Genomic DNA, 20230 nt, shown 5'->3' with positions numbered 1-20230 from the left:
GCTTAGCCCTTCCCTAGCCGCCCTTCGCGGGGCGGCCTGGGAAGACCGGCGATCCGGCTCGCCGGGCATCGATTAAACCTTAAATTCCGCCACAAATCCGCAAGCACCTACCATCAATCTACATTTTTTTAAAAAAAAGTATTGACAAACGGACATTCAGAGCGACAATACGCTCCGCATTTTAAAAATTTTGTCAAATTTGACAAAGGACGAAGGTGAAACGAATTATGGAAACATCAAACCAACCGTTATTGAACGAAAGAGCAGCGGCGGCATTTCTGGGATTTACCGTATCGGCGCTAAGGAATTGGCGATGGCGCGGCGGCGGCACGCGATTTTTGAAGATTTCGGCGAAGGCGATTCGCTATCAAGCGTCTGACCTGCAAGCATGGATAGATGAACGGCTTCGAACGTCAACTTCCGATGATGGCGCGGGCGCGGCGGCGGAAGGCTCAAGCCGATGATTGCCCCATTCGACATAGAAGCGATAACGCCTTTTTTTGCGTTGGCATGTTACCATCTCTGTAATTTCCGGCGGAAACAAAGGCGAAGGCGGCGATGGCGTCCGCTAAAAACGAAATCGCCCGTATCGCTCTGGCAAGCAATGCGGGCGGGAATTGAGGTTATTTACAAGTGAACAATCAAAGCATATCACAAAATAACAGTTTTTCAAATAGTAATGTACCATCCAATCCATCCTGCGTAAAAGGCGAGAAGCGAAGATTTACAAAAAATTCACCCTGCCCTATATGCGGCGGATACGATGAAATGCCTAGAGGCAAGGGGAAACGTTGTCATGGCTTTCTTTCCGGCGATGGTCTTTTTGCTCACTGTAGCAGGCAAGAATACGCGGGAAACCTCAAGCCCGATCCGAACGGGCAAACCTATCCTCATCGGTTAGACGGCTCATGCGAATGCGGTAAGAACCACGGCCCGGTGTTTCCAGCGTCAACGGTGAAGCCCACGGGCGAAAAACCGATCCAGACTAAAGCCTATCCCTATCAAGATGAAAAGGGAAATCTCTTATTCGAAGTTTGCCGGTTTAAGCCGAAGGGGTTTAAACAGAGGCGGCCCGACGGGAACGGCGGCCATATCTGGGACATGAACGGCGTCCGGCGCGTTCTTTATCGGCTTCCCGAATTGATCCAAGCCGATAAGAGTCAACCCATTTTCATCGTCGAGGGCGAGAAGGACGCGGACGCATTGCGGGCGTTTGGCCTTCTCGCAACGACGGCCCCGCAAGGCGCGGGAAAATGGAATCTCGTCCAAGAGGACGCCCGGCGCCTACTAGCCGGGCGCGATGTTGTCATTATTTCCGATAATGACGAACCCGGTCAAAAACGCGTGGCGGATGTGGCGGCGTCTCTCCACGGCGCGGCGCGATCCGTCAAGATCGTTCCTCTTCCGGGGCTTCCCGAAAAGGGCGATGTTTCCGACTGGTTGGCTTCCGGCGGAACGGCGGATGAGTTGCGCCGGTTAGTGGAACTCGCCCCGGAATACGAACCGCCGCCCGCATCGGCTATGCCCGTCATAACCGCCCCCGGCGGCGCAGAATCGACAATCCCTATCCCCCTGGAACGGGAAACCGAGCCGCCGGAAACGTATCCCTTAGAAGCCCTTGGCCCCATCCTTAGCCCCGCCGCCCAAGCCGTTCAACGCTACACGCAAGCCCCCGCCGCTATCGTTGGAAATTCGATCTTGGCGGCGGCGGCGCTTTGCGTTCAACCATTCGTCGATGTTTTGATCCGGGGAGACAAACGTCCTTCATCGCTTTTCTTTCTGACCATCGGCGAAAGCGGAGAACGGAAATCGACGGTTGACACTTTGGCGCTATTCGAACATCGGCGATGGCAAGAGGAACGGATGAGAGAATACAAGCGGGCGCGTCAAGAATTTGACGACGAAAGGACGATATGGGAAAAAGCCCGGAGTGAAGCGCTTTCGTCAAAAAATAAAGAGCGATTCTTGCGGAAGGAAAGCCTAAACGAAATCGGCCCTGAACCTCTCCCGCCCCGCAAACCATTTTTGATTTTCAGCGAACCAACGTTTGAGGGATTATGTCGGTTGTTTGAGGAAGCCATTCCCGCCCTTGGCCTATTTTCCGATGAGGGCGGGCGGTTTCTAGGCGGTTACGCCATGAGTGATGAGAACCAGACAAAGACGGCGGCTGGGCTTTCAGAATTATGGGGCGGGGGAACTATTTCCCGCGTCCGCGCCAAGGACGGAGCGCATTATATGGCGGGGCGGCGGCTTTCTATCCATCTCATGCTGCAAAGGCGCATAGCCCAAGCATTTTTGAGTAACGCAACGTTAGGCGATCAAGGCTTTCTATCCCGCTTTCTTCCGGCGTTTCCCGCTTCACGCATTGGAGAGCGCTTAATTAATCCCGATGAGATGAGAAAAAACATCCATGACGATCCCGCTTTTCGGCGTTATTGTTCCCGCGTTCGCGATTTGCTTGAATCGTCCTGGCCGATCCGCGAAGAAACGACGGAAGAATTACAGCCCTGGACGATCCGTCTTGAACAAAAAGCGGAATCTCTATGGATTGGATTTCACAACCGCATCGAAACCGCAATGGGGGAAGGCGGCCCCCTTCAAAGCATTCGGAGCATGGCGAATAAAGCCCCCGAAAATGTTCTGCGGGTAGCGGCGGTTATCGAGGTTTTTCATAAGCCTGACGCAGAGATGATAACAAATGAAACCCTAGAATCTGCGATCCGCATCATAATCCATCACACAAACGAAGCCATTCGGCTTTTCGAATGCGCGCAAGACGATCCCGATCTTGATTTAGCCCGCCGCACAATGGCATGGATATTTCGCAACATCGAACTCCCCGGCGAAGCGATCCGCTTGAAAGACATTTATCAAGGCGGTTCCCGTGCGATCCGATTCGCACGGCGGGCGCGGGTAATCGTTTCAATCCTGGTTTCGCACGGTTTTCTACTCCAAGCCGTAACGGGCGGTGGAGATATCAAAGACGCTTGGATAATCAATCCATCCATCCTATCGGATGAAATCGATCCCACGATTTACGGAAAAGAACTCGAAAACGCTATTAAAGTATTCCGCCAAAAAGGGGGAGTCAAAGCCGCATGATAGCCCCCTTAACAACAAAATTCGTTTTCAATCCGCCGGATGACATAACGCCCCGCGAATGCGGCGGGGCGGCTAATATGGCTAATTGTGCTAACGGTATAACCCAAGATTCAATAAATCAACCACTTACGGGAATTTGCCAAACGGCTAACGCTTGGCTAATTTGTGCTAAAACAGGGCTAACGCCGGATGAACAGCCAGAAATTAGCACATCGTTAGCCAAGGAGCGGCTAATTTTTAATCAAGAAAAATCAATTGCTTATGAAGCGATTAGCACGATTAGCACGATTAGCCGCCCCGCCAAGGTTATAGAAACGCAAAGAGGGGGGAATCCGTCAAGGAAGCTGCATCAGCCCCCCCGGTGGCCGGGAAGAGAGACTGCGTCCCGGAAGAATGGGTTCGGCGGCGACTTGCATCTTGGCCGGTTTGGGCTGTAGCCCGCTTTCTTTCGGCGATGGAACGGATTCAACGTCAAACGCATTACGGCCCGGATGACGCGGCGGCGGTGGCCGTGGAATCCATCGGCGCGGCTGTTGAATCGTCTCAAGGCAAACCGGCGGGAAAGCCGTTTCCTTGCCATAGGGCGCAAGATTCCAGAGAAGCCGATGAATCTTATGACTAGCGAGAATGTTCTCTTATAGGCGATTTAGGAATATACTTTTGACATGGAAAGCAATTATGAACGAAGCCGAAGACCTCATAGAGAAGCCGTTGTTTCCGGCGGAATGCCCGTCATGCGGGCGCGTCCTTTGCCATGCCCCGGCGCATTCGTCCGTCTTTTGCCATGATTGCAGACTCTGGATTGACGTTGAACCGGCGGCGACATCCAGCGGGGCGGGGGATAGGGGGGAGAAATCTCTAGGGCTTTTGAGGCGATGACATTATCCCTAACAACGCATACGCGGGCGCAAGTTTTTAGAAAAAGTGTATAAGCTGGTGCATCCGATGAGAACGTCGAAAAAGTTGAACCCACGGCAAGAGCGATTCGTTAAGGAATACTTGCTTGACCTGAACGCATCACAAGCGGCGATCCGTTCGGGATACTCCCCCCGGACAGCCGGGGCAATCGGCGAAGAAAACTTGAAAAAACCTGAAATCAAAAAAGCGATTGATAAGGCATTGGCGGAGCGTTCCGCCCGGACAGAAATCGACGCGGACAGAGTCGTCCAGGAAATAGGAACTATCGCTTTTGCGAAGGTTGGGAAAATCAAAGCGGCTGACAAGATTCGAGCGTTGGAACTTTTGGGTAAGCATTTAGGGATGTTCGTCAAGAAATTTGAGATAACCGAACAGCGCGGCGGAGTCTTGCTTGTTCCTTCGCCCGTATCGCCCGAAGAATGGAGCAAGGCGGCGGCGGAGCATCAAAGGCGGCTGGAAGCGGAAGCCAAAGCCGAAGAATAAACCGGTGGATGAAAACCTTAGAAATATGAAACGAACCGAACGCCCTGGAATCATTCATTCCGGGGCTGTTTTTTTGTTTCGCGATCCGTTCGGCGATCCGCCCAAAAAACGCCCCGTTTTCTCTCTAGTGGTAGCACTGGGGTAGCATGGGAAATTTTATCGAGTGGAATTAATGCGGCGTAAGTCTAATAAAATCAAGTATGCGCCGAGCAGGATTCGAACCTGCAACCTCCTGATCCGTAGTCAGGTGCTCTATCCAATTGAGCCATCGGCGCGTTTTTTCTTTCCAAGAAATTCGTATTATATATTCTTCTTTTCTATAGGCAATAAGCGCAAGCGGATTTTGGACGCTTCTTGTCCAAATCGAATGCGAATCTTCGGAGATTTTCTTTCTCTTTTTCTTATCCTCTCGGCGTACGGCGTTCAATTTTTAGGATTCTTATTAAAATAAATCTTTTTCAGTTCCTCTTTTTGGATCTTGCGGGTAGCGGTTTTCGGCATTTCCTCGATGAAGGAAAAGCCTTCCGGAATTTTATATTCCGCAAGATGCGCGCGGCAGTGTTTGCGCAATTCGGACTCCGTAATTTCGCTTTTCGCGTCTTCGTTCAGGACAATGAAGGCGAAGGGCGTCTCCGAGCGCAATCGATGGGGACGGCCTACTACTGCCGCTTCCGCGACGGCGGGATGGCGAAGCAGCGTCTCTTCGATTTCGCGGGGATAGATGTTTTCGCCGCCGCAAACGATAAGGTCTTTGGCGCGGCCGACAATTTGCATATATCCCTCTTCGTCGATGCGGGCCAGATCGCCGGTGCGGAACCATCCATCCTCGTAGAATACCGCTTGGGTGGCTTCGGGATTTCTATAATACCCCTGCATGACGATTTTGCCTCTCACGCAGAGTTCGCCGACTTCATGGCAGCCGAGGGTATTTCCATCATTGTCGCGCACTTGGACTTCTACGCCGGGAAGAGGAGGGCCGATGGTTCCGGGCTTATTTTTCCCTGGGAGGTTCACCGATACGACGGGGGACGTCTCCGTCAGGCCATACCCTTCCAGGATTTCATGGTTGAATTTCTCTTGGAAGGCATTCGACGCCTCCATCGGCAATGGACCGCCCCCGGATACCGCCATTCGAATATGGTGTTGGGAAGCAATGCCGTCCGGCGCGAAACGAGCCAGCATGTAAAACATGGGCGGAACGGCGACCAGTATGACGCTGGAATCTTGGACGATGCATTCGAGAATCTTTTGCGGCGTGAATTGCGGGTAGAGCCGAATTTTTGAACCCCGCATCAGGGCTCCGAACAGAATGACGGTCATGGCGAATGTATGAAACAACGGCAGCATCAAAGGCAGGGTATCGGCGGGACTGAAATCGATTACGGTGGTGAATAAGAGACAATCTTCGTAAATATTGCGGTGAGTGAGTATGACGCCTTTGGGATCGCCGGTCGTGCCGGAGGTATAGAGGATCATCGAAGCGTCGTCCGGTTGGATCGATGGAAGAAGATTCTCCGTAATGGGGAAATTGTTTTCCAACAACTGCGGGAGGGGAATCAAATCGATTTTTATTTTCATCTGAGACGCGGCCTGCTGGACTTTTTCCGACAAGAGTGGATCGTACAACAAAACGGAAGATTTCGCATGAGCGATCAAGGCGGCGAGTTCTTCGGGATTGAGCAGGGGATTGAGGGGAACGGCGACATGCCCAGCGCTAAGGATGCCCATAAGTCCATAAAAAAAATATGGCGTATTGGGGGCGACCAAACAGATATTGCTGCGTTCGCCGTTTTTTCTCTTTTTTAAAGCGCGCCCTGCCGCGTTAATGCCATCTTTTAACTCTTGAAAAGTTAAATGGCCGTCTTCCCATTCCAACGCCGTACAATCGGCGTACTTTTCGATCGATTTAATGAATGTTGAATATAATTCCATTGTAAATTCCCCAGTTTCAAGTACGGATAAAAAAGTATAGATTACCATACAACAGCGGCAAGCGAACGCAAGCCAAAATAAAGAAAGCGGCGGGATTTTCCAACAAAACGAATCCAGGAAGCGGTGAAGCGGCATTATCTCTCGATTCTGTTGCACGCCGTCTGCGTCATTTTGCGCCAGGAACCGTCAAATGGTTCTGCTCTCGGCCAGCCTTCTCTTTACGGTTGAATCTTTCCATTTTCCATCTATTGTTAGATAGCCGGAATCCATTCCTTCCCATGGAATGCGTTCGAAAAATTCTATCGTCTTCCGGACGGCGCAAGGCTCGAATTTTGCAGGAATCGAATTCGTCGTGAATCGTTTCGTTTATTTCTTTTTCGGCGTGGTTTTGATCGGCGTTCTCGTAGCTCTGCTTTGGGCGGCGAAGACGCATGAGGAGGCGGTCCAAAGTTTGCCCGATATTTTGGCGCGCGATTTTCAGCCTTTCCTCGCAGGCAAAGACGTTACGGAGATCGACACCGGACGCATTGAGCGGAGGGTTGTGGAACTTAAGGCGCAGTACCCTTACATCAACCGGATTATCATCCGTAAAATCGCGCCCAACGGCGGAGAAATCACCCTCTATCCTTGGGCGTTCGATATCGACCATCCCGATTGGCCTCCTCTCGACGCTGAAAATTACGCCGCTAAAAGCATTGTCGGCGATAATTACGAACCTTTGGGAATTTTGTATATTCGCATCGACGCGAGGCGGGGGCGTCTATTTAAAATCGCCATAGGCGGCAGCATGATCGCGCTGGTTCTAGTCGTTGGTTTGGGGCTTTATACGATAAGCGCCAAGGACGAGGCGGTGCGCAAAACAACGTATTTGTTGGAAGAAAAACAGCGGGAATTGATTCATCTCGAACGGCTGGCCTTGGTAGGACAAGTTACCGCCAATCTCTTGCACGATTTGAAGAAGCCGGTGCTCAACATTCGGGCTGAGGCGGAATTGCTGCCGCCTGGCGAGAGCAAGAAAACGATCCTGGACGAGACGGAACTTTTTCTCAGCTTGTTACGAGAACTGCATTTGGAAGGCTTTTTGCGCAAAGACCGGGAGCGGGCGGAATTCCTCGATGTCGGCGACGTAATGGAACGGTCGCTGCGCCTGGTCAAATACGCTCAGGAGAACGTGAAGGTTTCGATGGACCTGCCGGAAAATCTGCCCTTCCTTTTCGGGCAGCGGCATCAACTGATCCAGGTTTTTTCCAATATTCTATTGAATGCTTTCCAAGCTCTGGAGGGCGAAGGCTCCATCCGCATCGCCGCTTCTCCGATGGAAGAAGAGGGCGAAAAAAGAATGGAAATCTCTTTAACGGACGACGGTCCCGGAATGCCGTACGAAGTCTTGACGCATATCTTCGAACCCTTCTATTCGACGCGGGGATCGGACGAATCGACGGGACTGGGATTGTATATTTCCAAAAGCATCGTCGAGGGAATGGGAGGGCGCATCGACGCAAAAAGCATTCCCAAGCATGGTACGACATTCACCCTGCAATTTCCCATCTCGGACGCGGAAGCGGAATCCGCCAGTGAAGGAAAAAATGATGAATGATAAGTGATGAATGATGAGCCTTCTTACCGAGGAAATGCTCTCGGCGATTGCGGGAAGAAAAGACCTGCCGCCCCGCCGTTGAAACGGCGGGCTAATGCCGTTTGCCCCTTTAAAGGGGCATTTTCCGTTTAGGGCAAATGTCCGGTGAGTGAGAAATTGTTGGATGGATCGCGTTGTTTGATTTATTGATTTTTTTCATCATTCATCATTCATCATTCATCATTCACTTGGGAACATAAGCCGTAATTCGCTCTTCGCGCGGAAGAAGGGCGGGGGGCTGATCGCCGTTGAACGAGATGATGGGTTGTTCGTCGGCGATTCGGCACGAATTCCGAATCGCTTCGTCCAACGGAGGAACAAGAAAATAGAAATGATTCGAGTTTTTGAGAATCAAGGCGACTTTTTTGCTCATGATCTGACGCCGCAATTCCAAAAATTTCGCGATGACGGGATACTCCCGCCGCAGCGAAGCGTCCTGATCGAACATGGCCACGAGATGGCGCAGAGATTCTTCGCTATAGGCGGGGATGCTGGGATGAAGGGCGTAATTCATATCCGACAAGGACGGGAGATCCAAAGTCAGGTTGCGCGTTTTCTTCAACCGCGCCCACTCGTTGAAATAAGCATGGGCCATCATGAAGAGGCAGGTAGCGTTTTCCGTTATTTTTCTTTTCGCCAAAAAAGCGTAATATGGCGGCGAGATAATGGTTTTATCTTCCGGGCACATTTTTCTAATATACTTCGCCGTCCATTCCATCTCATCGCCGGGAATTTCGAAGATGACGGAACGGTTAGCTTGGACGCGGCCCTGTTTCGTTTCGATTTCCATGGGACGAACGGCGTTGGAGAATGTCCAATTCAACAGCGTCAGCGGCTTCATGAACACAGCCGGGAGAAACAAGCAAACGGCGAGAACGAATTTGCCGAACGCGAGAGTATCGCCGAATAGTTCTCTCCATCGGTTGGGAAAGCCGGAAGCAAGGAAAAGATTCGCTAAAAAATAAGCGGAAAAAATCGCCGCCGCCGGTTCGCCGATCGTGAAGATGTATTCCACTGTTCCGCCCTTCGTTACGAAAATGATGGAACCGAGTGAAAAAATCGCCCACCATAAGATATATGGTTTTGCATAAACGCAACGTTCGTCCCCGGAATACAGAAACAAGCCCGACAGGGCGGCGAAAACGAATCCCCCCTCGTAAAAGAGAATATCCCCCCCTTCCTGATTCAATTTGCCGAGGAAATAACTCAAAGTTCCCTTAAGCGATTCCATCGGATAGGTACCCACTTGCTGGAAGAAGACGTATTCAAGGTATTGGCCTTCGCTGTAGACAAGCATGATCGACAACAACAAAAATCCCGGAACAAGCAAGGCAAGGGTATAGCGCCAAAAGCCTTGGCGGTAAAGAAGCCAAACGAAGAACCATTGCAGCGCCGCGTAGGGAAGCGCCGTCATATTCGTAAAACAACATAGAACGGAGACGAACGCGGCGGCGTATAGTGACGGAGAGGGACGCTCGAATTGAAACGCTTTCAAAAGAAGAAGCAGATTGAAACACTGTAATAAAATTAACAAAGGTTCCGATTGATAACCTGCCGCCCACCAGACTCCTTCGGGAAGAAAGATATAGATGGCGCCCGCCAGACAAGCGATTTCGAGGCTGGCGAACGCCCGCAGCGCGATGGCGAGGACGCAACACGCCGTCAACGAATGTTGTACGGCTTGCCACAAACGCACTATGCCGGCGTCGCCGTCTCCCAATTTCACCAAGAGAGCGCCGAGAAACAAATGCAGCGGCGGTTGCGGGCTGGGAATATCGCGATACAATCGCTCGCCTTCCGCCATCCGCCAAGATAGATAGAGGTAATTGCCGTCTCCATAATCTACATATCTGGCGTTGATGCTCCCGATGGACAAAAAAAGATAGAAAAACAGGGCGATGGAAAAAAAAACTAACCAAAGTTGAGATGCGCGGACGCCGGATTCCTCCGCTCCCGGAAGACGATTGTTGGAAGCCGCTTGGATTCCTATATCTTTCTGCGCATTCTGGTCTATCATTTTTTTTCTCCGTTTGTATAATGGAAACAGCGTCTTAACGAGGATCGCGCTTTCTTTCCGCGAAATTTGGGTTAATGTAATTTATAGAGTATGGGATATTTAAATTTTTTCTGAATTATGCTAAAGTTTCCTGGAAAAAGATATAGAATCAAGGCGGCGCATCGCCGGATGCCGAAACAGTAATCGAGGTCTATCTCCATTCGGATGTCGGCGCCGCAAAGACAGACCGCTCCAAGGGACGAAGCCGGACGTTGCGAAAGACGGAATTTTCTGGATAAAACGAGCGTTAACTCGCTCTTATATCTAAAATTTCGATGGGAATGAGGATTCTTTTGCAAAAAGAAATGCTCCAGACGTTTCTTTATGCGGAAAAATGTGATATTGTACAAAGAGCCTATCGGCTTGATTTTCGGTTGAGGACATGGGATGAAGGCGAATTCAAAGTCAATTCTATTTTGACGAAAATTGTCCTAAAGCCTTTTTTTTTCTTGACATTAGCGCATTTTTCTTCTATTAATAAAGTATTTTATATGGGCGCTCTTGCGCTTTCCGAACCCGTTCAATGGACTAGAGAATACTTCTGACCCAGAATAAAGGGGGTTCAAATGACCAATTACTTTGTAAATAATCGAACCCAGAAAGATTTAACTACTATGAAAAAGAATAATGAGAGGGTAGGTACTGTGTTCGGTCAAAGAGCAAGGCTCCCCGTATATATTTTTTGTGGAATCGCATGTTTCTCGCTGCTGGCGGTTCCCGGCGCATTCGCCCAGACCGGCAGCTGGGATTTTGTCTACGATGGAAGCAAGTTGCCGCAAACCATCGTTGATGAAGGCGGAACGGATTGGCAGCCGCGTTCGGGGGAAACCAACGGCCGCCCGATCTACGAAAAAATTAAATTCCGCGCCGACGCCCAGGACGGCGGCATTTGGTCGCGCCTCGACGACAACGCTGACGATCCCAACGCCCCGGGCGCAAGCAACTGGGCGCGCGGTTATCTGTTCGGGACAAACATCTACAGCAAGTGGAACGGGCGCATGACCCTGGCGGTTCGCATCAAGGACCTCGGCACCAATTCCCAAAAGTCCGTCATCGATATCACCAACTCAGCGGGAAATTACTGGACGTTAGGCCATGTCGCCGTCAGCGATACGGAAGGCGCCGCGGGTTGGGAATTCGGACAAACCAACGATTCCCGCAACGGCAACGGAGTGAAAGACGTCCGCACCGGCGGCTTCAATCAATGGGTGATCATACGCCTCGTTATCATCGACGATGTTCCCGGCGATAAGCATTCCTTGATCAGAGGTTGGGTGAACAGCACTCTCGTTTACGAGAGCGATCGGACGGACGACATTTCCACGGGCGAATTCGGCGAAATCGCCTTCCGCCGCACGTCGGGCGGCAGCACCCAGAAAATGGAAATCGATTGGGTGCGGATGCATTTCGGCGACGCCTGGGCGCCAGGTCAAGGCGCTGAGACGCCCGCCGGTATGTTCGACGGCGCGAAAAACGTCTCCGATTTTAACGCTTCTCCCGATATCAACGGCGCAGTCGGCATGGATACTTACGGCGTCATTCGCACGGCGCATGGGGAACTGCTGGATCCCGCCGAGGTTCCTCTGTTTCAAGTAGATCAAAATGGCGTACCCACTCAATTCGATATGTTTAACTTGGGATTCGACGCCTTCCGCGATTTGGAAGTCGTAGCCAATAGCCGAGACGAACTGACGGGCATCTATACGCTGGACAAATACGCGGGAGTACATCCGTTAATGATCACCGGGCCTTCTATGCCCGCCGAAGGGCCGGGAAGCGCGCCGAAGATGGATTACTTGGCGGATATGAAGAAATACAACGAAGAACATCCCAGCGCTCCGGCCTTTATGCCCTACTTCGGTTTTGACGTTTCCATTCCCGGAGTAGAAGGCGGCGTAGCCCGCGATATGGAAGTCGCCGTGGATTGGCGGTCAATGACGAACGCCTTCCAAGGTTACTATATTCTGGACGCTTTCGCCGGCGTTCATTACGTGAACAACGCTGAAGTTATGAAGCTGATTTCCGACAATGCGGATGGCGTAGATAAATTCTTCGATCTCTTCCAGTTCAAACCGGTTTACAAAACGGATTACGACGGATTGGATAATGATGGCAACGCGAAAAGCCGGTTGGCGCCCTATTTCTTGTTCTCCGGGGGCGAAGGCTTCCCCATCGCTCGCGATCTCGAAGTGATGACGCGGGTCGTGGAATTGACCGGCGCGGTGATTCCCGATTCCGAAAAACGCAGCGATGAAGCGGCGTCGTTGGGCGTTGATGTCAATCGTCTCTATCAGCCGATTAAAATCGATCCCAATCGTTCCGACGTCTCCAAGCCCGTCTATGCGCCTTCCGCGAAAGTAACGGACGGTTATGCGATTCTCGACGGTTATGGCGCAGTGCATACTATGATGGAAGACGAGAGCGGCAATCCTCTTCCGGCGCCTTGGGAAGATTCCAAGACCGGGAATATGGACCCGTCAGTTAACGCTCCCTACTTCGCCAATCCGCCTTTCTACGCCTACGACATCGCCGTAGATATCGAAGTAATGCCGAACGGCGGCGGCTTCTGCTTGCTGACGCGCCTGGGCGAAGTCTTCATCGTCAATGCGGCGGGCAAGAAAGCGGCGGACAATTTCGTCAAGCCTGGCATCGAACAAAATTTCGTCAACTTGGGCTTTGACGCCGCCCGCGATTTGACGTTAGTACCGGGCGAAGACGGCAAGATCGTCGGCATGTACGTTCTCGACCGGTTTGGAACGATTCATAAAGCGGGCGATGTTCCCAGTCTGCCGGGCAACGTGTTGTACTTCCCCAGCGGCTTCGCGCATGATTTGGAAATTTCGACGGGCATCCAGCCGATTACGGGCGTAACTCCTATAACGAGTCCCGAATGATATAATTCGTTTTCACTGTATCGTAGTAAAGAAGATTCGATTCAGGTCGGCGGGATGCGTCGGCCTGAATCTGTTTAAGGACCTTTATTTTATATTGGGAAAGATCAAAAGCGGCGCTTGGCGAAAAAGCGGAAAGAATTGGAATCATCGAGCGCTTTAGCCGCCTTTTCCGAATTTTCAGATATAATACTTTTTTATACATTTCCGATTCTTGCTCGAAAGGAAATAGGCGATAGGCCTTTACTCCCGAAGCGGCGTCCGCTTTTTAAAAATAAAGGATTATTAGAAAACGCAAGAAATGGCTGAAAAATGTTAAAACGCGATCAAAAATTCATTTCCGTTTCTCTCACCTTCGACGATGTTCTCCTCCTGCCCGGCTATTCCGAGATATTGCCCAGCGACGTAGATTTATCCACTCGCTTCGGCGGGGATATCAAACTTTCCATACCCTTGTGTTCGGCGGCGATGGATACGGTGACGGAATCGCGTCTGGCGATCGCTATCGCCCAGGAAGGCGGCATCGGCGTCATTCACCGAAATATGTCTATTCAAGAGCAGGCGGCGGAAGTGGATCATGTGAAGCGCTCCGAAAGCGGCATGATTATCAATCCCGTCACGTTGGAGCCGAATTCCACCATCGCCGAAGCGCTGCAACAAATGGCCCGTTTTCGCATTTCCGGCATCCCCATCACGGAAAACGGCATCCTCGTCGGCATCATCACCAATCGCGATCTCCGTTTCATCGATAGAGGGGATGCGAACCGGGCGGTGAAAGAATTCATGACCAAAGAAAATTTGGTCACGGCCCCCATCGGAACGACGTTGGAAGAAGCGGAAAAAGTACTGCATAAAAACCGGATCGAAAAATTGCCCGTCGTGGATGCGCAAGGCGCGCTCAAGGGATTGATTACAGTCAAGGACATCGAAAAGAAGCGAAGATATCCCAACGCCGCCAAGGATCGTTTGGGCCGCTTGCGGGTGGCCGCCGCCATCGGCGTAAGCGAGGAAGACGCCACGGAGCGCGCCGGGGCTTTGTTGGAAATGGGCGCGGACGCTCTCGTTATCGACACGGCGCATGGCTTCACTTCCCGCGTAGGCCAGGCCATCGAGCGCGTGAAAAAGGAATATCCCGGCGCCATCGTCGTGGCTGGCAACGTGGCGACGGCGGATGGGGCGAAATTCCTTTGCGATAAGGGCGCGGACGGCGTGAAAGTCGGCATGGGGCCGGGTTCCATCTGCACGACGCGCGTCATCAGCGGAGCGGGGGTGCCGCAAATCTCCGCCATCTTCGATTGCGCTTGCGCCATGGAAGGATACAAGTCGGTCCTGATTGCGGACGGCGGCGTCAAGTATTCCGGCGACATCGTCAAAGCCCTCGCGGCGGGCGCCGACGTTGTAATGATCGGCTCTCTCTTCGCCGGAACGGAAGAAGCGCCGGGGGAAACCATCATCTACGAAGGCCGCACCTTCAAACTCTATCGCGGCATGGGATCCGTTTCCGCCATGCAGAAAGGCAGCAAGGAACGTTACGGCCAGGGCAACGTCACGGAAGTGCAAAAATTGGTTCCGGAAGGAATCGAGGGGCGCGTCCCCTATAAGGGAAGCCTATCCGGCCACGTCTTTCAATTGATCGGCGGCGTTCGCGCGGGCATGGGCTACAGCGGCGCCAGCGCCATCCGCGATTTGCAGGAAAACGGACAATTCACCCAGATCACCCAAGCCAGCTTGCAGGAGAGCCATCCCCACGACGTTTTTATAACCCGCGAAGCGCCGAATTACCGTTTGGGCTGATTCCGATCGATCACCCCGCCATAGGGCCGATATAGCGGATCGCTTCCTGAAAGCGCTTCGATTGAACGCACGCCAGGCCGAATGCCAGTCGTACTTCTTCGTCGGAGGGATGGAGATTTACGAGCGTTTGCAATTTTTCGTAGGCTTCGTCCGCTTTTCCGGCTTGAAGGCAAACCTGTCCATATTCCAATAAAATCTCTCTTTCTTTGTTTCCATGATCGATAAAAGTCCGTAGGATCGCCGCCGCTTCCTCCGTTTTTCCCAAACGCCGCAGCGCTTTGGATAAAAGAAGGCTTGTCCGAGGCGGATCGTAGCAACGTAGAATAATGGAGCGGATTATCGTTTCGGTCTCGTGAAAATCGCCTCGGTCGAAATGCGAAACCGCCAGCCAATAGGCCGATTCGCAGTCTTCGGGCAGAGCGGCGGATGCCGCTTGGAAATGACGATGAGCATCGCTATAAAATCCTTTGGCGCGATAGGCGAGACCCAAATTCAAATCGATTTGACCGTCTCTTTCTCCACGCTGCAAAACCGATTTCAAAATGGAGACGCCCCGGTCGTATTCTCCGGTTCGGATTAAGGCGATGCCCAAGCGCCGCAGCGTCTTTAAGGAATCGGTCTTTTTATTGATGATTTTTAGCAATAGTGGAATAGCCGTTTTCCATAATTGCCGGTCGAAGGCCAACCGCGCCAGATGAGCGGTGAGAGAAAATTGCTCCGGCTGCATATCCAGAGCTTTTTGATAAATTGGTATGGCTTCCAAATCTCTCCCGTCTTCTTCGAGGGCTTCGGCTAAGGCCATAACCAACCGAAAGTTTTGGGGATTGCATTCGACGGCCTTGGCAAGATTCTCCAGTTCCCGTTCGCGTTCGCCTTTTTGCGCCCAACATTTTGCCAACAGCGAATAAATCTCCTCCTGCGCGGGACGGTATTCCATCGCTTTATTCAGTTCGGCGACGGCGTCGTCGTAATGCTCCTCGATGTAAAATTCTTCCGCCAGTTCGAGAAGCCGTTCGACTTCGGCTTGGATAATGCTGGGAGCGAGGCGCGTGAGATTCTCGATGAAGGATTTGAGAGAGGCCACGCGGTGTTCGTAAGGCATGTCCTTCATCTTTTCCTTGATCTGCACTTCAAGATGGCCACGCTGAGGCCCTTCGACGTATTGCAGATAGTTTTCGGCGGACCGCATCAAGCTGGATTCTTCCGTTTGCTCCTTGCTTCGCATCCGGCATAAAGTCTGAAAAATTCCCGACGTCTTATCGCGCAGAGCGAAGTAATTTGGCAACAGCGTTCGCAACTGAGTGACGAGGTTGTGGACTTCGATCCGTTCGGCGGAATTGAGATTTTTCCGCTTCTCTTCGGATTGATAGACGGAGAGGCTCTGCTGTTTTTCTTCGACGGCGCGTTTCTGTTCGACGAGGTGGGCGCTCAGTTCGAGAAAAACCTTGGCGCATTTCATAGCGGCGGCGGACATCCGCTTGGTTTTTCGCTCCAGATCCAACGTGCGTTTAATTTCCAAGCGTTCGTTCTCGATTTTATTAGCGTCTCCTTCCATGAGCGCGTCTTGGAATTCTTGAGCGCGCGCTGCGCAATTGTCTTCGCCAAGAGACATCCGCGTTTTCTTGAGAACATCCCTGCGAGCGGAGCTCTGGCGCAGTTTGTCGATGACTCTTTTTTGTTGGACGCGTTGTCCGGTTCCGTTGCGTTCCGCCGGAGTTGGCTCGGAAGGGGATGCTTCGGGCGCTGCGCCGTTTTGAGAGGAGATTTCATCGTTCATTCTATCTCACCCGCCTCTTCAAGCGTTCGATCCTGGTAAGGAAGAATCTCCAGCGATTCCCCAACCAATTGAATGGATGCCGGCCCTGTCGGTTTTTTTATATCCAGAAAACGATCGAACAGATGAAATTCGGCGCCAGGGAAAATGTTCTTTCTGGCTCGAACCATGCGTTGACAGTTTTTGGCGTCCACCGATTCCGATTCCTTCTTATCGCGTTCTTCTTCCTTGCTGGCGAGCAATTCCTTGGCTTTCTCGATTTGGATATTCAATTTTCTATACGTCTCTTTCTGATGCGGCGTCAACTCTTTTCCTTTTTTCATCAAATGGTCAAGGGATGCGAGCGATTTGTTGTAGAGTTCTAATTTTTGCTGGATAGCAAGGACGACCTTCTTCAATTTTTCTATTCGTTCTTCCAAATCGTTGACATCGTGGCCGAGACGGATGACGGTTTTGACGCCGATTTCCGAGCCGATCTGTTCCGCGCAAATATCGTCCACCGCTTCGATCGTTCCGCCCATAATTTCCGCGGACGTTCCTTCGCCGTAAAAGCGGCGGCAACGTATTTTCGTTTGTATCACGGGGCCTTGCACTGTCAGTAATTGACATTCCACATGTCTGGCGCTGTTGAGAAATTTGGCGTGGATATTCTTTTGGGTTTGAATGTAGGCTTCCTCTTTTCCCTGAACGCCTCCTTCCAGAAAGAGATTGCCTTCGGCGATGATTTTCGCTCCTTCGACGGTTCCCTGAACCACGACATCCTGCGACGATTCGACCTTGAAGCCAGTCAATACGTCTTTTTTCACCGTTACGGAGACCGAGGCGTTGACGTTGCCTGTGGCGTAATCCACGTTTTCTTTGATTTCCAGGGCGGGCATGATGACGATCCGGTCGCCTTCTTTATAAAGGCAGCCGTCTACGGTGGAAACCAGTTTCATGCCTTCCTCCGCTGGAATCGTATTCGAGATCGCGGGAAAAGAAACATCGGCGCCGTCCATGCAGGGAATTTCCCCGCCGAAAACATCCATGCCGGGAATGCCGGGAGTCGCCGGTTTTTTCTCCAGAAGGACTTGATCGCGGGCGACGTCGATGATGCGGTTGATCTCTTTCAAATTAGCGCGGTCGCGTTCGTCGATAAACGGCTTTCCCGTCAATTTCTCCAAACCGATGACATCCACAATGACGGCGTCCTCGCCGGAGACGGGTTCTTTGCCGACGGCGGTTTTTTGCATAACGCCGGGTTTTTTCAACAGGTTTTGAATTTTATTGTCGCTGATTTCGACGGCGATTCCCTGTCTCTCCAAACCGGCTCTTACCAGTTTCGGCGTCCAAATCTTGATATACTCTTTGGGAATAAAGGCGCTGACGCTCATCCGGTCATGGCTGACTTCCATTTCCGGACCAATGGCGATGATGGCTTCCGTCAAAAATGGGGCGGAAGTTTCTTCCTCATGGGCGCCGTAAATTTCGGGCGATATCCGTCCTTCGGCTACCGCCTTCAAAAGCATATCGTCCAAGGCGGCGATAACGGAGAAAAGAGTAGCGCGCGTGCGTTCTTGCGGCAGAGTTTTCGCCCACTCTTCCATTTGCTTCAATAAGGGAAGGCTGCGGCGCAATTCCGCGGCGAGATTCTTTCCATCCGCCGTGTTCTCGATGGCGTCGGCGGCGGCGTTGAGTCCCTCTTTCAACTGAGTAACAATGCCGGATAAGTGTTGTTGAGAATCCTGTATTTCGCTCATCTTCGATCCATCGAATCGTAAATAGACGCGATTATTGTTTGTACGGGCAGCTAAATCCTTTCCTAGGATTTATCGCCAAAATGAGTCGCGCAAGGCATTCAACTCATCGGGTTTCGCTAAGCATTCCAGATTGAGCGTTTCTTCCCCGATTGTCCAGGCGGCTTGCAAACGGCCGTTTGCCACTTTGGTTTGCGCGGAAGAGAAGGAAATCGCCGATTCCTCTTGGGGCGCGATTAGAAAAGCGAAAGTCAAATGCGCTTCTCCCAGGCGCGACAGATCGACGTTTCGTTCTTCTCCCGACCAAGCTACGGCGTCGATCCAGCGTTTTTCGCCATTGCCGCCCGTCTCCCAACGAAAATCCTCATCGCCGAAACGTCCGCTAAGCGGTTTTATTATAATCCGAATATTACGGTCGGCGGCGACGATTTCCTTTTGGGGATCGATGGAAGCAGGAAGCGACAATTCTCCGATTTCCGCGCCGAATTCGAAGCGCAAACGCAAATCCTTGGCTTTGATCGTCCCATTTTTCACTTTATCCAAACTGGGATGCGCGTCGCCGTAATTCGTCGCCAATAAAACCGTAGTCAGCGCGGCGCCTTTTTTCTGCGCCGTAAAGGGAATCGCGGAACAGAAATCGTATCCGTCATGCAAAAAGCGCAGCTGCAAGTATGCCGGTTTTTCCCCTGTTCCCCAATAAGCCAAAAACGGACGCCGTTGATTCCAAAAATCCCCATGATTGACCGATCCGAAAGCAAATTGATGATGGAGATAAGTCATCCCGATGACGGGAGTTTTTCCTTTCGCAAAGGTTTCGATAACATTTCGCGGTTCGTCCAGTTTGGCGTAATAGGCGATAGATTCTTGCGGGCAATGAATCGGCAACCGGTAATAATCCAAACCTAGCGGCAAAGGATTTTCTTTGGAAATCAGCCGCTGGTTTCCCGTCGCCGCTTCCAGAAATGCGAGATAGTTTTTCCTTTCCCGCAAGTCCGTGCTGTAACAGCGGCTATGGGGTCCGGCCCATTGGCGCGTTGGAGGATGGAAGCGGATGGCGGCGTGTTTCCAGGCCAAGTTGTGAATGTCATTAACCAGCGAGCGGTCTTCCTCGTTGCGCAAATGCAAAAGCATCCGCGACAGTTCCGCCAACGCCACGATAGTATAAGTGGGGCTGTTGTATTCCGCGAGCGTTCCTTGTTCGAGGATGTAAGCGTGAAGACGCCGCAGCCGGTCTCTAGCGTATTCCTCCAACGGCTTGACGCCGAATTGTTCCGCCGCAGCCAAGACGACGTAGGTTCCCATTACGGCGATATTCGTATATCCCAGGCTGACGTTCCGGCGCTTGATGGATTCGGCGGCGTGGAGGATCGATTCGCGAACCTGTTCCGCAAGATCGCCGCTCAGACGGTCATGATGGCCGATCCACGCCGCCAACAACTGTACGCCGCAGAAATCCGCCCAATTCCAATCAGGCGGCGACATCTTATCCAAAGGTTCTTCCAAATACCAAGACCAAATTCCATAAGTCTTATTGGCGTGATTTTGGTCCTGGAGAGAAATCGTCCGGCGTAAAATGTCCTCCGCCCGCCGATAGAATTTCTCCTTACCAGAATCGAGAAGGGCGGCGGCGTAGGTCAATGACTCCCGCGTAGGGTGTACCGTTCCCTCAGATAGCGTTGTGTGATAACCCACTTTGGAAACGGACGATTTTACCATCCGCTCTTGCGGATCGTATCGCGGTTCCATTTCCTCCAAAGCGAGCATCAAGGAGCGGCGCCGGTCTTCGGACAACTTTCCCGAATCGGCGGCTAATCCGGAATTGGACAATCCTAATGCTCCAAATGCGGATAGGCCGCCGATCAACAGCCTTCTGCGGGAAATGGGAGAAACCGTCATTGTTTCCATGAG

Annotated in this window: 13 protein-coding genes and 1 tRNA gene; 8 read left to right on the top strand and 6 right to left on the bottom strand. The window is 51.8% G+C overall.

The features are described 5' to 3' along the window. The first annotated feature begins 227 nt into the window (after positions 1 to 227). The 5 genes from AB1656_16985 to AB1656_16965 all read left to right on the top strand — a co-directional run bounded on the left by AB1656_16985 (position 228) and on the right by AB1656_16965 (position 4503). Positions 228 to 464 (top strand): DNA-binding protein, encoded by a 237-nt coding sequence (locus AB1656_16985; protein ID MEW6237081.1) that lies wholly within the window; start codon positions 228 to 230, stop codon positions 462 to 464. Between the two features lie 304 nt (positions 465 to 768). Continuing rightward, the gene (locus tag AB1656_16980; protein MEW6237080.1) at positions 769 to 3102 is read left to right on the top strand and encodes a DUF3987 domain-containing protein; all 2334 of its coding nucleotides are present in this window, start codon (positions 769 to 771) and stop codon (positions 3100 to 3102) included. A 361-nt stretch (positions 3103 to 3463) separates the two neighbouring features. Next, positions 3464 to 3724: a hypothetical protein gene (locus tag AB1656_16975; GenBank protein ID MEW6237079.1), complete on the top strand. Its 261-nt coding sequence runs from the start codon at positions 3464 to 3466 to the stop codon at positions 3722 to 3724. A 56-nt stretch (positions 3725 to 3780) separates the two neighbouring features. Then, on the top strand, positions 3781 to 3981 hold the full coding sequence (locus tag AB1656_16970) for a hypothetical protein (protein ID MEW6237078.1): 201 nt from the start codon (positions 3781 to 3783) through the stop codon (positions 3979 to 3981). 66 nt (positions 3982 to 4047) lie between these two features. Next, on the top strand, positions 4048 to 4503 hold the full coding sequence (locus tag AB1656_16965; protein MEW6237077.1) for a terminase small subunit: 456 nt from the start codon (positions 4048 to 4050) through the stop codon (positions 4501 to 4503). Positions 4504 to 4704: 201 nt separating this feature from the next. Here the strand turns inward: AB1656_16965 and AB1656_16960 are convergent. Both AB1656_16960 and AB1656_16955 read right to left on the bottom strand, forming a co-directional pair. After that, a tRNA-Arg gene (locus AB1656_16960) sits at positions 4705 to 4778 on the bottom strand. Positions 4779 to 4926: 148 nt separating this feature from the next. Beyond that, entirely contained in the window at positions 4927 to 6435 is a 1509-nt protein-coding gene (locus tag AB1656_16955; GenBank protein MEW6237076.1) for an AMP-binding protein, read from the bottom strand. A gap of 352 nt (positions 6436 to 6787) precedes the next feature. Here AB1656_16955 and AB1656_16950 point away from each other — a divergent pair, with 352 nt between their 5' ends. Next, positions 6788 to 8032 carry an ATP-binding protein gene (locus AB1656_16950; protein MEW6237075.1) on the top strand — a complete coding sequence of 415 codons (1245 nt, stop codon included), beginning with the start codon at positions 6788 to 6790 and terminating at the stop codon, positions 8030 to 8032. Between the two features lie 223 nt (positions 8033 to 8255). Here AB1656_16950 and AB1656_16945 read toward each other — a convergent pair whose 3' ends face one another. After that, complete coding sequence (locus AB1656_16945; protein ID MEW6237074.1) at positions 8256 to 10088, bottom strand: hypothetical protein; 1833 nt, start codon at positions 10086 to 10088, stop codon at positions 8256 to 8258. A 683-nt stretch (positions 10089 to 10771) separates the two neighbouring features. Here AB1656_16945 and AB1656_16940 point away from each other — a divergent pair. Beyond that, positions 10772 to 13021, top strand: coding sequence for a hypothetical protein (locus AB1656_16940; GenBank protein ID MEW6237073.1), 2250 nt, complete (start codon positions 10772 to 10774; stop codon positions 13019 to 13021). A gap of 309 nt (positions 13022 to 13330) precedes the next feature. Continuing rightward, on the top strand, positions 13331 to 14812 hold the full coding sequence (guaB, locus tag AB1656_16935; protein MEW6237072.1) for an IMP dehydrogenase: 1482 nt from the start codon (positions 13331 to 13333) through the stop codon (positions 14810 to 14812). Positions 14813 to 14822: 10 nt separating this feature from the next. Here the strand turns inward: guaB and AB1656_16930 are convergent, their stop codons facing one another. The 3 genes from AB1656_16930 to AB1656_16920 all read right to left on the bottom strand — a co-directional run bounded on the left by AB1656_16930 (position 14823) and on the right by AB1656_16920 (position 20227). After that, positions 14823 to 16589: a tetratricopeptide repeat protein gene (locus AB1656_16930; GenBank protein ID MEW6237071.1), complete on the bottom strand. Its 1767-nt coding sequence runs from the start codon at positions 16587 to 16589 to the stop codon at positions 14823 to 14825. Next, entirely contained in the window at positions 16586 to 18325 is a 1740-nt protein-coding gene (locus tag AB1656_16925) for a FapA family protein (GenBank protein ID MEW6237070.1), read from the bottom strand. The genes AB1656_16930 and AB1656_16925 overlap by 4 nt, the downstream gene beginning before the upstream one ends. Before the next feature lie 69 nt (positions 18326 to 18394). Then, a complete protein-coding gene (locus tag AB1656_16920; protein MEW6237069.1) occupies positions 18395 to 20227 on the bottom strand; it encodes a hypothetical protein in 1833 nt (610 codons plus the stop codon). Positions 20228 to 20230 lie beyond the last annotated feature (3 nt).

It is taken from the genome of Candidatus Omnitrophota bacterium, assembly GCA_040755155.1.
Lineage (GTDB): Bacteria > Hinthialibacterota > Hinthialibacteria > Hinthialibacterales > Hinthialibacteraceae > JBFMBP01.
The sequence above is the reverse complement of the archived record's forward strand: the minus strand, read 5'-3'. Positions and strand labels throughout refer to the sequence as shown.